This window comes from Sunxiuqinia sp. sy24 (assembly GCF_052677165.1).
This window is the reverse complement of sequence record NZ_JBQYLH010000021.1, coordinates 1-13,829: the sequence shown is the minus strand read 5'-3', so window position 1 is coordinate 13,829 and position 13,829 is coordinate 1. Positions and strand designations below refer to the sequence as shown.

Sequence of the window (13,829 nt, the reverse complement as noted above, 5' to 3'; positions counted from 1 at the left end):
CCTCCAACCTTAAAAAAAATAAAAAAAGCGTATATTAACGCCCTGTGCTCAACCTAAACGTGAGATCTAAAACTCAATGCCTCAAGCTATCTACCTAAAAAAGAACGAACTTTAAAACTACGAAAGGTAAGTCGAAATAGTCCAGTAGAATTATTTCCCATGGTACGCAATAGCCTTCGACCGTTTTCTGTAACTGAAAATGTTGAATGTACTAAAAATTTAAAAGAAATTTCATTTGATCTATATCAAACTGATGTTAATAGTAATCTTAAAAAAATAACAGATTGAAAGCATTTGGAGAAATTATCATCACCCTTTCCGACCTGATTTGGGGAGCACCCATCCTAATCCTGCTCTTAGGCGGAGGACTCTATTTTTTATTGCTCTCCCGTTTGGCTCCCATCAAATACATCGGCCATGCCATTCAAATTTTGCGTGGAAAATATGATGATCCGGAGGAAGCCGGACAATTGCGACACTACCAGGCGCTGGCAACTGCTCTGGCTGGAACCGTAGGAATGGGCAACATTAGCGGGGTGGCTATTGCTATTACCACCGGTGGTCCGGGCGCTATTTTCTGGATGTGGGTTTCCGCGCTGCTCGGAATTTCGACCAAGTTTTTCACTTGTTCGCTGGCCGTGATGTACCGGGGAAAAGACAGTGCCGGCGAAATACAAGGTGGACCCATGTATGTCATCACCGAAGGCCTTGGTAAGCGATGGAAACCGCTGGCCATTTTCTTTTCCATCACGGCCATGCTCGGCGTACTACCAATATTTCAAGCCAACCAGCTAACGCAAGCTATCAGCGATGTTATTTTACAACCCAATGGCATATCGGTTTCCTTTAGCAGCAATTTGATCATTGGCCTGCTACTGGCTATTATTGTCGCCTTGGTCGTTTTAGGCGGAGTCAAACGTATTGGGAAGGTTACCGGACGCGTTGTCCCCCTTATGATTGTCGTTTATGTGGTCACTATTTTGTACATTATTTTCTCCAATGCCAGTGAAATTATTCCAAGCTTAAAACTAATTTTTTCCGATGCTTTTACCGGCAAAGCTGTTCTTGGTGGATCGCTTGGAGCCATTATTATTACCGGAGTGCGCCGGGCTGCCTTTTCCAATGAAGCCGGTGTGGGTACCGCGCCCATGGCTCATGGCGCTGCCAAAACCAACGAACCCATTCGCGAAGGACTGGTAGCCATGCTTGGTCCCATTATCGATACCATTATTGTTTGTACCATGACAGCCCTGGCCATCATCATTACCGGCGTATGGAAACACAGCGATTCCAATGGTATAACCTTAACAGCCGAAGCCTTTGACCAGGTTATTCCCTTTGGCAGTTACATCCTGACGATCTGTGTTATTTTCTTTGCTCTTTCCACGATGTTTGCCTTTCCCTATTATGGTAGCAAATGTCTGGGTTTTGTGGCGGGTGCCCGGTATCAAAACTGGTATCACTACGCGGTGGTTATCTTGGTGGTAATTGGTTCTGTTTCGCAACTTCAGGTGGTGGTAAGCTTTCTAGATCTGGCCTTTGCCATGATGGCTTTCCCAACCATGATTAGTGCTATCCTGCTTTCCGGAAGGGTACGAGAAGCTGCCAAAGTTTATTTTAAGCAGTTAAAAGACACCCGACGGTAGTCTTTCGTTTAGCTGAAATTAGGAAAACAATGCTTATCCCTGCCAAAGCCTCTATTTCATTCAGAATGTTTTCGCTATTTTAGCCTAAAATAAATTCGATCTAAATTATTGAAACATTGAACTATGAACAAACAAATTTTAGTATTCCTATCAATTATTACAGGCCTGTTATCCTGCACCCCAGAGACGCCAACCGACCTGACAAAAAACACGGTGATTCCTAAGCCCGTATCGATTACGGCCACCGGAAAGTCCTTTAAACTGAATGATAAAACCAGCATTTTTGTTAAAGACGGATCGCCCGAGCTGCTGAAAACAGCACAGTACCTCAGCAGTAAGTTGAAACCAGCTACTGGTTTTAGTCTCAACGTACAAACGACGGAGAATGCACCTGCATCAGGCATTTACCTTGATCTTGAGACCCCAAAGACGACAGGCGATGAAGCGTATGAACTGCAAATTGACAACAAATTGCTCACCCTAAAAGCCAGCAGTCCCGCAGGTGCTTTCCGTGGCATCCAAACCATCCGACAGCTACTACCCGCTGACATTGAAAAGAATACAGTGCAGCAAACAGACTGGATCATCCCTACCGGAACCATCCAGGATTATCCTGAGTATGAATACCGGGGAACAATGCTCGATGTTGCCCGGCATTTCTTAGGCGTCGACGATGTCAAGCACTACCTCGATCTGATGGCTTATTATAAATTCAACGTCATGCACCTGCACCTAACCGATGACCAAGGCTGGCGAATCGAAATCAAATCGTGGCCCAAACTTACAGAGATTGGCGGCCAAACTGAAGTTGGCGGTGGCGAAGGTGGGTTCTACACCCAGAAAGATTATAACGAACTAGTTGCCTACGCAGCCGAACGCTTCATTACCATCATTCCTGAAATTGACATGCCGGGACACACCAACGCAGCCTTGGCTTCCTATCCTGAATTGAACTGCGATGGCAAAGCCACCGAGCTTTACACCGGAATTGAAGTTGGATTCAGCACCTTGTGTACCGACAAAGAAATTACCTATGAATTTATTGATGATGTCATTGGTGAACTGGCCGAAATGACCCCCGGAAAATACATCCATATTGGCGGCGATGAATCACACGTCACCAAAAAGGAAGACTACATTCCTTTCATTGAGCGGGTTCAAGACATTGTTTATGCGCACAACAAAACCATGATTGGCTGGGATGAAGTTACCCTGGCAAAACTGGATAAACGAAGCATTGCGCAATACTGGGCGAGTGCCGAAAATGCGAAAAATGCAGTGGCGCAAGGCGTAAAAGTAATCATGTCGCCAGCTGCCAAAGCTTACCTCGACATGCAGTACGACTCCATCTCACCTCTCGGACTGCACTGGGCAGGCTATGTTGAAGTGGATACTGGCTACGATTGGGATCCCGCCAAACTGGAAAAGGAAATTGGCCGCGATAATATTCTGGGTATCGAAGCGCCCCTTTGGACAGAAACCGTTACCAACCGGGCAGATATGGAATACCTGGTATTCCCACGCCTGGCTGGTTATGCCGAAATTGGCTGGTCGCCAACAGCAGGCCGCAGCTGGGACGAGTACAAAGTACGTCTGGCCTCACACGGCAATCAATACGACAGTTGGGGAATTAATTACTACCGATCAACACGTGTTCCGTGGAACGAATAAAAGAATAACGAAAGGCTGTCTTTTTTAGACAGCCTTTTTTAGTTTTTAAGTTCCTGCTACTTTTTTTACCGTTCTGCAGTAAAATTAGCTACCCCTGCAGCGCAGGAAAGCAAAAAGTTATGCAGGACCGCAAAAAAGTATGCAGGGAGCCCCCCATACGTTAGCAAGACGCCCTAAACCTTAGCAAGAAACCAGCAAGCCCAGAAATACAAAAGCCGAACTCTCAAACCTGTTGTATTGGCTTGAAAATTCGGCTTGTTCTATTGTTAAGGTTCTTTCCTTTTATCTCCGGATTATTTCACGTCGAAATCAAATAGTTTTTTCCCTTCCAGGAAGCCTTCCAGCCGATCGCCAATAGCCACCGGGCCGACACCCGCCGGCGTTCCGGTATAAATCAAGTCACCAATCTTCAAAGTGAAATAGTTCGACACCTGGCTGATCAGTTCGTCAATCGAAAAAAGCATGTAAGCCGTATCTCCCTGCTGAACCAAATCCCCATTCTTTTTCAATTGAAACTTGATGGAGTTCACGTCAGGCAGTTGTTTCTTGGGCAAAAACTCGGAAGAAATCATTGCAGAGCGGTCAAAGCCTTTTGCTTTCTCCCAAGGCAGCCCTTTCGCTTTCAGCTGGTTTTGAAGGTCGCGGGCTGTAAAGTCAATGCCCAATCCAACTTCATCGTAATACCGGCTGGCAAAGCGGGGTTCAATATTTTTCCCCAAACGATTGATGCGGACAATCAACTCGCACTCATAATGCACCTCCTGACTAAAATCAGGGATATAAAAAGCGTCGTTGTTGCGCAGCAAAGCCGAATCGGGCTTCATGAAAATAACCGGCTCCTCCGGAATTTCATTGTTTAGTTCGCGAACATGCTCGCTGTAATTACGTCCAATACAAATGATTTTCATAAAAACGAGTTTTGAGTCATGAGTAGCAAGGTTCGAGCAGGTAGGAAATTACACCCAGCTCGCTAATCACTACTTCTTCAATCTTTCATTCTCAATTTAATGGCTGTCAGCATTTTCTTGGTGTAAAGAGGAAATTCACTGTTGATAATCCAACCAAAATAGCCTGGTTGCTCACGCAACACTTTTTCAACCGGAACGCCCTTGTTTTTGCCAAAATTAAAGACCTCTACGCCATCTTCATTGTAAACAATGCGGCCTACAAAATCAACATTCCGATCATAAGATGAAAATTCACTCAGGGCATTCACATCATTTTGAATGGGAGTTGTTTTAACCCCTTTGTTATCTGCATATTCGGTTTCCTTGTACACGTCCAGCTGTGCTTTCAACACATCATAGGTCGCTTTGGTATCGGCCATGGCGCTGTGGGCGTTTACCAATTCCTGCTGACAGTAAAACTTAAAAGCAGCAGCAAGTGTTCGCTTCTCCATCTTGTGGAAGATGGCCTGAACATCGATAAACTTACGCTTTTTGAAATCGACGTCAACACCAACGCGCAAAAACTCTTCAGCCAACAAAGGAATGTCAAAACGATTCGAGTTGAAACCGGCCAAGTCAGCGCCTTCCAGAAATTTAGCCAAGGATTTAGCCACTTCTTTAAAAGTAGGTGCATCCTTAATATCCTCATCATAAATACCATGAATTTTACTGACATGTTCCGGGATGGGCATTTCCGGATTAATCCTTAAATCCCGCTCTTCTTCTCTTCCATCCGGATGTATCTTCAGTAAAGCAATTTCCACGATACGATCGGTGACAATATTAATACCTGTTGTTTCCAAATCAAGGAATACCAAAGGGTTCTTTAAATTTAAATTCATCTGCTTATTTTTCAATTTGGCTTTCTACACTTACGCGGAAAGCAATGTTTTGGGTTACTTCAAACAAAAAAACCTAACAAAACAACTCTTGTTAGGTTTTCAATATGTTATTCAGCTACAATTTATGCATTAATCATCATCGGCATCAGCAGCATCAAGACATCTTCTTCTTCATGCTCCCTCTCGGCTGGCAGTAACAAGCCGGCTCGCGTTGGATCTGACAGCTCCATCTTGACATCAGCCGATGAAAGGTTTGCTAGAATTTCCAACAGGAAAGTGGATTTAAACCCGATTTCAATTTCATCACCTTCATACTGACATTTCAAACGCTCGACAGCCGAAATCGAGAAGTCGACATCCTGCGCCGAAACCACCAACTGGTTATCATCGATATGCAATTTCACCAAGTTACTGGCTTGGTTGGCAAAAACCGACACGCGTTTCACCGTATTAAACAATTCCAAACGATCAACAATCATTTTATTGGTGTTATTGTTCGGAATAACAGAGTTGTAGCTAGGGTAATTTCCTTCCACCAAGCGGCAAATCAACTTATAATTACTTAAGGTGAAAAACGCATTTTTATCATCAAACTGCAGCTTCACATCAAACTCTTCTTTCGGAAGCAAGTTCTTCAACAAGGCTGCCGGTTTTTTCGGAAGAATGAAAGATGATTCTACTTCTGCCTTAGCATCGCTACGCTTGTAGCGTACCAGTTTATGCGCATCAGAAGCTACAAAAGTCAAATCATCATTCCCCAATTCAATGAAAATTCCGTTCATCACCGGACGAAGTTCATCATCAGCAGTGGCAAACAAGGTTTTCGAAATACCGTTCAACAAAACATCGTGGTTTACTTCAATGGTTGCTGCGGCTTCTTCCTTCAAAGCCGGAAGTTCTGGAAAATCGTCCCCATTTTGGCCCACAATGCTAAACTTACCATTTTCGGAGTAAATATCAATGGCCGATGTATCTCCATTAATCTGGAAAGTCAGAGGTTGCTCCGGAAATTCCTTCAAGGTGTCATTAAGTAGTTTGGCTGGAATAGCAACATCCCCATTCCCCTCCGTATTGTCCAAATGGAGACTGGTAATTAGAGTTGACTCTAAATCCGAGGCAGTAATCGTCAACCGATTATCTTCCAGTTGAAATAAATAATTATCCAGGATAGGTAATGTATTTTTCGAGCTAATCACCTTACTGATGGCATTCAGATGACTCAGTAATTCGGTACTGGAAACAACAAATTTCATTGATATCTATTTTAAATTTTTGATCTTTTTCGTGTGCCTTTACAGAACAATCTTTTAAGCACAATCATACGAATATACAAACTTTGCTTTTTTTAACCTATGCTTTCTAGTCAGATTTTATACAAAGTAATTAACGACTGTATTTTCGCCTTCGTACTAGACTGAATATCAAGCCCAACAAGGAAATAAACACCAGCGGAACGAGCACATTAAAGAGCTGCCAGAACAGCCGGTTTTCCCGAATTTTCACTTTATCCAGCAAGCGGATTTTAAACGCCTGCGACCGTAAAGACATAATTCCGGTTTCGTCGCACAGATAACTAATAGCATGGACTAAAAATTCTTTATTGCCAAAGGTCTGTTGCGAATAGCGGTCGTAGCCCAACGGCAACGTTTGAATTTGTCCATTTCGCCTCGAAACCTGGTTTGCAATCAGGCTGCCATCCGCCAAAACAATCATCCGTGCAGGTTCAGACCGATTCATGACCTCTATTTTCTGGGTGTTGAAATCATCTAACATCCGGTTCTGAAAAACCGATGAAAATTGCCCCTCCAGCAAGACGCCGATCATCAAGTGTTTTTCGTTAAACACGCTTTCACTTGGCGGCTGATTAATACTTTGCAAGCTAACTTCCAGCGGAGTCTGAATTTTCCGTGAATAGCTGGAAGTCTGCAAAACCACATACTTTTGGATGGCAGGATCCTTCCCGACGGTGTCTATCGTACTCACAAATTCGGCCTTCAGCTGATTCAGATTGCGGCTTAACACATGCGATTGCGATGGTTTTAACAAGGGCGAATAATACCAAGGCGCCGGCGTATATTTGGGAGCACTGCCCACCGGCGAAGTATTCACCGGAATCATCAGGCATTCCACATCTTGCACCAGGTTGGTATTTACCCGAACGCCATAGCGAAAAAGCTGATCATTCAAATTCAGGTCGCGCGGAAAAGCCAGCGCTGTCTCTCCCCTGCTCAAACTGTCGAGACTGACGCGCACCGGATCGACCAGCCACAGCAAGTTACCGCCACGCATCAGGTATTGGTCAATGTAAAACTTATCCTGTTCCGAAAAAGCCTGCTTAGGATCAGCAATCACCAGTGCATCAGGCAAGTCCTCTTTCTGAAACAATTCGCTGGCATGGAGATCCGTTAATTGAAAGTTCTCGGACAGCGTTTGCCGAATGTCGCGGGTTTCCGGCTCAGTCAATTCGCCCTGCCCCTGCAAGAAAGCCACGCGTGGACTAGCATCAGCCATCAAGGAATTTAATGCCCGCATCAACTCGTACTCCAGCGTTTCCTCCGACTGATTCAGGTTAACTTCTGGCGACAAAGATGGGTTATTTTTCAGCAGATTAATCCCAACATCATAATCCTTGTACTTGACGATCGCTCCCGGAAAAATCAACTTAGTAACGGTTCCTTCATCGCGCTGTAAGCGCAGGTCGGTTGGGCGAAGCCCCAAGCTCACCAAGCGATCAAACAACTTTTTTTGTTCTTCGGAAGTGCTAACCAGTTCATACGGATCGATTAATTCATAATGAATGCGGTAATCCGAATAAGCGTTGATATCTTGTATTTTCTCCACCAACGCTTGCTGTAACTTACGAAATCCCGGAGGCAATTCACCACCCAAAAACACATCTACTTTTATAGGCGAATCCAATTGCTGAATGAGCTGCTTTGAAATTGGCGACAAACTGTAACGCTTTTCTGCAGTGAGGTCAAGTCGAAAAAACCAGGCACCGGACAAATAGCTCAGCACGATCAAGCCAACGACAAGCATCCCCAGCTTTTTGGATTGTTGCTTCCAATGTTTTTGTTTATACTGAAGCAAAACACTGGTTATCACCAAAAAGAAAAAGCCTAGAGAAAGGAAATAAATCAGATCGCGCGAATCAACCACTCCACGGCTAACGGATAAATAATGCTCATTGATTCCAAGTTGAATCAGCATTTCGCTGATGGCTGGCGAGAAATTTAAGTCAGCAGCAAATTCAAATCCCAGGTAACACAAAAAGGAAACAAACAAAGCCAGCACAAAAGCCAACACCGGATTATCCGTTGTGGCTGAGGCGGCCAGACCAATGGCAACATAGCCCGCAGCCAGGCAAAACAAACCAATAAATGATCCCCATGCTGCCCCGGCATCCCAGTTTCCTGGCGGATTGCCCAAGCTATAAACAGAGTAAAAATAGACCACGGTTGGTAATAAACACAAAAGAACAAGCACCAGTCCGGCCAGGTACTTGGCCCAAACCAGCTGAAACAAAGACACGGGCCTGGTCACCAGAATTTCGAGTGTTCCCGACCGCTTTTCTTCGGCAAACAACCGCATGGTCAAAGCAGGAATCAGAAAAAGAAAAATCCAGGGCGCCAAAGAGAAATAGCCATCCAGCGTGGCATAACCATTATCCAGCAGATTGTAATTACCGGGAAAAACCCACAGGAACAAGCCATTGGCAATTAAAAAAACAAAGGCCACTAAATAGCCCGTGAGAGAACCGAAAAATGTGGTGATTTCCTTTCGAAATAAACTATACATGTATTTTTTCGTTGTTTGCTCAAACGAAGATAAAAAAGATTAGCTGAATTCGTTTAGTTTCTTGATCATCATTGAGGCAGCACGTTTTGAGGCTCCGGGCTCACCCAATTGTTGACTTAGTTCGTCGTAACTTTGCTGTACTTCTCGCTGGTGATTCTCATCAGTTAAAAGCCGCTCCAATTCTTCCCGAATATTCTTGACCGAACATTGGTGTTGCAAAAGCTCTTTAACGGCCATACGCCTCAAAATAAGGTTAACCAGCGAGACCCAGGTAATTTTCACAATATGCTGACCAATCCAGTAAAAAAGTGCTCCCCCATCCATCCGGTACAGCACAACCTGTGGGCAGTGCAAAATACCAGCTTCAAGAGAAACCGTTCCGGAAGCTAACACGGCAACTCGCGCCTGTTGCATAATTTCGTACGATTGGTTGTACAGCAAGCTTACTTCCGGATATTGTTTAAGAAATCCATCATAAATAGCTTGATCGATATTGGGAGCAGCGGAAACCACAAGCTGACAATTGGTGAAGCTAGAAGCCGCTTCGAGCATTCGGGGCAGCAATGATTTAATTTCCTGCAAGCGGCTACCTGGCAACAGACCAATGATTGGTTTGCCTGTCAATTTATTCTCTTCAACAAAGGTCTCAAAATCGACTTTCGGAGGCATACTCGTCACCTCATCTAAAACAGGGTTTCCTACATAGTTGACTTCATAGCCCAGTTCCTTGTAAAAATTAGTTTCAAAAGGAAGAATGGTAAACATCTCATCAACAAAGGCCTTAATCTTTTTTATCCGGTGCTTTTTCCAAATCCAGATTTTTGGAGAGATGTAGTAGAAAACGCGGATACCATGTTTTTTCGCAAATTCGGCCATGCGCAGATTAAAGCCCGGATAGTCAACTAAAACCAGCACATCAGGCTGAAAGTTTAGCAAATCTTCTTCGCAGGTTTTAAAGTTCTTTTGAATGGTTCGCAGGTTCATCAAAACCGGCAAAAACCCCATAAAAGCCATTGCGCGATAATGTCGGGTCAAATGCATTCCGGCACTTTCCATCCGTTCACCACCAAATCCCCTTAACTGCGCATCAACATCTTGTTTTACAATTTCGGCAACCAGGTTCGAAGCATGTAAATCTCCTGAAGCTTCGCCAGCTATAAAATAGTATTTCATGAGTTAAAGAGCCTTTGATATGATGACGAAAAAAGCATATAAAAAAGTGGCCATCAAAACGCCCCGCGCGGCCAGGTCGTATTTTCGTTTGATGAGCAGCAGGAAAAGCAGCAGATTGGGCAACACGCAAAGGGTAAGCAACTTGACCAACATATTAAATCGCCATAAATTTTGAACATATTCTTCAAAACGAATTTCACTGTAGCGTGCCAAATACATCACCAGAAACATGATGGCTGGCAATAGCAAACCCGGCCAAAAGCCGAATTTCAATTTATTGATATTGGTTCCAATTCCTGCCATTTAGAATTTCCAAGTTTTCATTCGTTCATAGGTCTCCCGACAGGTCATATCCACATTAACCGGAACGATAGACACAAACTGGTTATCCAAAGCATGCATATCGGTTCCTTCCTGATCGGGCTCAAAGTTTTTAAAATAACCAGCCAGCCAATAATATTCCCTTTGGTGCGGATCGGTGCGTTTTTCCAACTCTTCCACCCACTTCCCCGCAGCTTGACGACACACCTTAATTCCCTCAATATTTCCTTTCGGAATATTTACATTGAGGCTGACAAAAGGCGGCAAGCCTTTTTCGAACACCGACTGAAAAACCCGGGCAACCCACATTTTGGCTTTCGAGAAGTCAGCATCAGGCGCGTAGTCGCACAGCGAAAAACCGATCGACGGCACCCCGTGCAGACAGCCTTCGATAGCCGCTCCCATAGTTCCGGAATAAACAACACTGATGGATGAATTCGCGCCATGATTAATGCCGGAGATCACAAAGTCAGGAAGCCGATCCACCAGGTGGTTGAATCCCAACTTCACGCAATCAACCGGAGTACCACTACACTTGTAGGCAATATATCCCTCTTCTTCCTCTACCTTGGTGGCTCGTAGAGGCTTATCCACCGAAATGGCATTCGACATGCCCGACATGGCCATTTCCGGTGCAACAACTACCACATCTCCAAAAAGACGCATCACCTCAGACAATTCTTTCAAGCCTTTGGCCTGAATCCCATCATCATTGGTAATAAATATTAGCGGACGCTCTTTCATTCGTTATTTTCTTTCTTTTTTGCAAAACACAAAGATAATCTTATCCCCTTGAATGGCTAAAAAATTCAAACGCTATTTTCAAACGAAACAAACCAACTGATTAGTAGATTCGTTAAACAATTATTAAAACGTCAGATTATGGAAAAAATAAAAGATGCCGTTGTATGGGCCGAAATACCCGTCCTGAATTTCGACCGGGCGAAAGCCTTCTACTCCAAAATTTTTGACTTCGACATGCTCGAAGAAATGATGGGTTCGCATCGCATGGGTTTTCTCCCCATGGAGCCACAAGCGAAGGGTGTTGGCGGAGCCATCGTTCAGGGACAGGGCTACACGCCAAGCGCGTTAGGCACCAAAGTTTACCTAAACGGCGGAAGTGATTTAAGCCAGATACTCGACCGTGTGAATTTGGCCGATGGCAAAATCATTCAAGCCAAAACAAAAATCACGGACGAAATTGGCTATTTCGCCGTATTTGAAGATACCGAAGGCAACCATATTTGCCTGCACTCTGTGAAATAGCGAAATAGAGCAAGATGAATTTCAATGATTGAAATTCATCTTGCTCTATTCTAATCCTTCATGGCTATTTATCACCTCTATCAATTCAGCATTATAATCCGGCACGCAAAAGCCTCGCGCCAGAAACAATGAAAAACAACGTTCAAGATAAACAAAAGAAAAAGCAAATTTAGTCTTCAAAAAGACTGACAATAAGGAAACTATAAAAACAAACAGTCTATACCCACTAGTTAAAAAATCATAAAATATTTTTAAAATTAGATTCCTATTTATAAATTAGCAACTCCCGATTCAAATAGTGAGTTCACTTTTCCTAAAGCAACAACATTAAACCTAATTAACTAAACCGACCATGGTTTTGCGCATAAAAGAAGATACTGACAAAATGCAGATCAGCGAATTGAAACACTATAAGTTGCGAATGCAGATTATTCGCTACCTGTATAAAAAATCGCCACAACCAGCATCTTACCTCAGTAAAAAAACACATGTTAGCCTACCAACTGTTCGATCAGTTTTAGACGAATTAATATCAGAGAAAATCATTTGTGTATCCGGAGTGGGCAAATCCAAAGGAGGGCGCCGACCTACAATCTACAGCCTCTTAGAAGATTCATACTTCATCATGGCAATTGAAGTTGGGCACCACAAAGCCAAAGCATTACTTCTCAATAGTCACAACAAAGAAATAACGGCCATACATGAATATGCCACAAATATTGATGACCCCCTACTTGAAGAACATACTGAAGCTGTTTTCGATGAGTTGCTAGCAGAATCAGGTTTGACAAAAGAAAAAATAGCTGCCATAGGTTTAAGCATGCCGGGCCTAATTGATTCCCAGAGTGGCGTCAACCAAACGATAAAAGACCCAACAGCACAAGTCGTAAAAAAAAGGTTCGTCCAGCATTTCAACATGCCCATTTATATCGAAAACGATGCCCGCATGCAAGCCCTGGGAGAATTCGTTTTCGGCAAAGCCAGAAACACAAAAAATACGCTGGTGCTAAACTGGAACTGGGGATTAGGATTAGGCATGATCCTGGATGGGCAAATCCACCAAGGATCAAATGGCTGTGCTGGAGAATTCAGTCACCTTCGAATAATACCGCAAGGCAAACTTTGCTCCTGCGGCAAACAAGGCTGCTTACAAACCATCGCTTCCTCTCAAACCCTATTGGACATGGCACGCGAGGAAATAGAAAAGGGAAACCAATCACAACTAACCAGCCTCTGTACAAACAAGCCAGAATTACTGAACATTGCAGCAATTATTGACTGTGCAAAAAAAGGAGATGAACTATGCATTGCACTGCTGCACAAATTAAGCTCTAACCTGGGCTGGGGACTTTCCATCCTCATCCAACTCTACAACCCTGAACTCATTGTTCTGAACGGGCCAATCACACAAGCGGGAAAATACGTTCTAATTCCTATTCAACAGGCCTTAAATCAATACTGCCTGGACAACATCATTAATGACGTAAGAATTGAAATATCCGAACTCGGTGAGCACTCCGGCCTAAAGGGCGTGGCAGTCATGGTATTTCAGAAGCTATTCCGCGACAAGTCAGCAGATCCCCATACAGACAGATCAGTATAAATTTCGGGTGGAGTAAAAATTATTATCATCTTTGCTTTATATTCTTTTTTACCGATCAATGAACTCACAGCAAAATCAATACAGAGCATTGGTGGAGGCTTTTCTCCCCAAAGACTTATTTCAATATTTTGAGATAACAGGCATAAAAATTACCGAGAAGAAAATTCAAGTGGATCTGGATGATCTTCCCTGACAATATTGGCACTCATTTAAGTATTGACGAAACATCGTTGTCTAATGGAGAGCTTTACACGATCCTTACCAACAAAGCAGCTAAGGGGAAGAAAGGTGCATTGATAGCCATGATTAAAGGAACCAAGGCAGAAGATGTAATTGAGTCATTAAGAACCATCTCTCTCAGAGCTCGCCGTAAAGTCAAAGAAATAACCCTTGACATGGCCGGTTCGATGGGGCAAATTGCGAAGCAATGCTTCCCTAAAGCAACTCGTGTTATCGATCGTTTCCATGTTCAGAAACTTGCTCTTGATGCCTTGCAGGAAATACGTATAAAACACCGATGGGATGCCATTGATGAAGAAACCAATGACCGGAATAATGCTAA

At 43.6% G+C, this 13,829-nt stretch carries 12 protein-coding genes; 5 read left to right on the top strand and 7 right to left on the bottom strand.

Annotated elements, in window-relative coordinates; genetic code table 11:
• Positions 1–284 precede the first annotated feature (284 nt).
• Together ACUNWA_RS16480 and ACUNWA_RS16475 are read left to right on the top strand one after the other, a co-directional pair.
• A complete protein-coding gene (locus ACUNWA_RS16480; protein WP_445593028.1) occupies positions 285–1,646 on the top strand; it encodes an alanine/glycine:cation symporter family protein in 1,362 nt (453 codons plus the stop codon).
• 123 nt (positions 1,647–1,769) lie between these two features.
• Positions 1,770–3,317 (top strand): beta-N-acetylhexosaminidase, encoded by a 1,548-nt coding sequence (locus ACUNWA_RS16475; protein ID WP_445593027.1) that lies wholly within the window; start codon positions 1,770–1,772, stop codon positions 3,315–3,317.
• Between the two features lie 293 nt (positions 3,318–3,610).
• On the opposite strand, the gene ACUNWA_RS16470 is transcribed toward ACUNWA_RS16475, so the two are convergent.
• From ACUNWA_RS16470 to surE, 7 genes are all read right to left on the bottom strand, one after another.
• The gene (locus tag ACUNWA_RS16470) at positions 3,611–4,225 is read right to left on the bottom strand and encodes a fumarylacetoacetate hydrolase family protein (protein ID WP_445593026.1); all 615 of its coding nucleotides are present in this window, start codon (positions 4,223–4,225) and stop codon (positions 3,611–3,613) included.
• A 77-nt stretch (positions 4,226–4,302) separates the two neighbouring features.
• Entirely contained in the window at positions 4,303–5,106 is an 804-nt protein-coding gene (locus ACUNWA_RS16465; protein ID WP_445593025.1) for an exonuclease domain-containing protein, read from the bottom strand.
• A 122-nt stretch (positions 5,107–5,228) separates the two neighbouring features.
• Positions 5,229–6,359, bottom strand: a complete 1,131-nt coding sequence (dnaN, locus tag ACUNWA_RS16460; protein ID WP_445593024.1) for a DNA polymerase III subunit beta — start codon at positions 6,357–6,359, stop codon at positions 5,229–5,231.
• 130 nt (positions 6,360–6,489) lie between these two features.
• Positions 6,490–8,904, bottom strand: a complete 2,415-nt coding sequence (gene gldG, locus ACUNWA_RS16455; protein ID WP_445593023.1) for a gliding motility-associated ABC transporter substrate-binding protein GldG — start codon at positions 8,902–8,904, stop codon at positions 6,490–6,492.
• 39 nt (positions 8,905–8,943) lie between these two features.
• Entirely contained in the window at positions 8,944–10,077 is a 1,134-nt protein-coding gene (gene lpxB, locus ACUNWA_RS16450; RefSeq protein WP_445593022.1) for a lipid-A-disaccharide synthase, read from the bottom strand.
• Positions 10,078–10,080: 3 nt separating this feature from the next.
• The gene (locus ACUNWA_RS16445) at positions 10,081–10,380 is read right to left on the bottom strand and encodes a hypothetical protein (RefSeq protein ID WP_445593021.1); all 300 of its coding nucleotides are present in this window, start codon (positions 10,378–10,380) and stop codon (positions 10,081–10,083) included.
• On the bottom strand, positions 10,381–11,142 hold the full coding sequence (gene surE, locus ACUNWA_RS16440) for a 5'/3'-nucleotidase SurE (RefSeq protein ID WP_445593020.1): 762 nt from the start codon (positions 11,140–11,142) through the stop codon (positions 10,381–10,383).
• A gap of 138 nt (positions 11,143–11,280) precedes the next feature.
• Between surE and ACUNWA_RS16435 the strand changes: the two genes are divergently transcribed.
• The 3 genes from ACUNWA_RS16435 to ACUNWA_RS16425 form a co-directional block, all read left to right on the top strand.
• Positions 11,281–11,664: a VOC family protein gene (locus tag ACUNWA_RS16435; RefSeq protein WP_445593019.1), complete on the top strand. Its 384-nt coding sequence runs from the start codon at positions 11,281–11,283 to the stop codon at positions 11,662–11,664.
• Between the two features lie 352 nt (positions 11,665–12,016).
• Positions 12,017–13,267 (top strand): ROK family protein, encoded by a 1,251-nt coding sequence (locus ACUNWA_RS16430; RefSeq protein ID WP_445593018.1) that lies wholly within the window; start codon positions 12,017–12,019, stop codon positions 13,265–13,267.
• 179 nt (positions 13,268–13,446) lie between these two features.
• The coding region (locus tag ACUNWA_RS16425; RefSeq protein ID WP_445593017.1) for an ISL3 family transposase at positions 13,447–13,829 on the top strand (383 nt) is incomplete at its 3' end.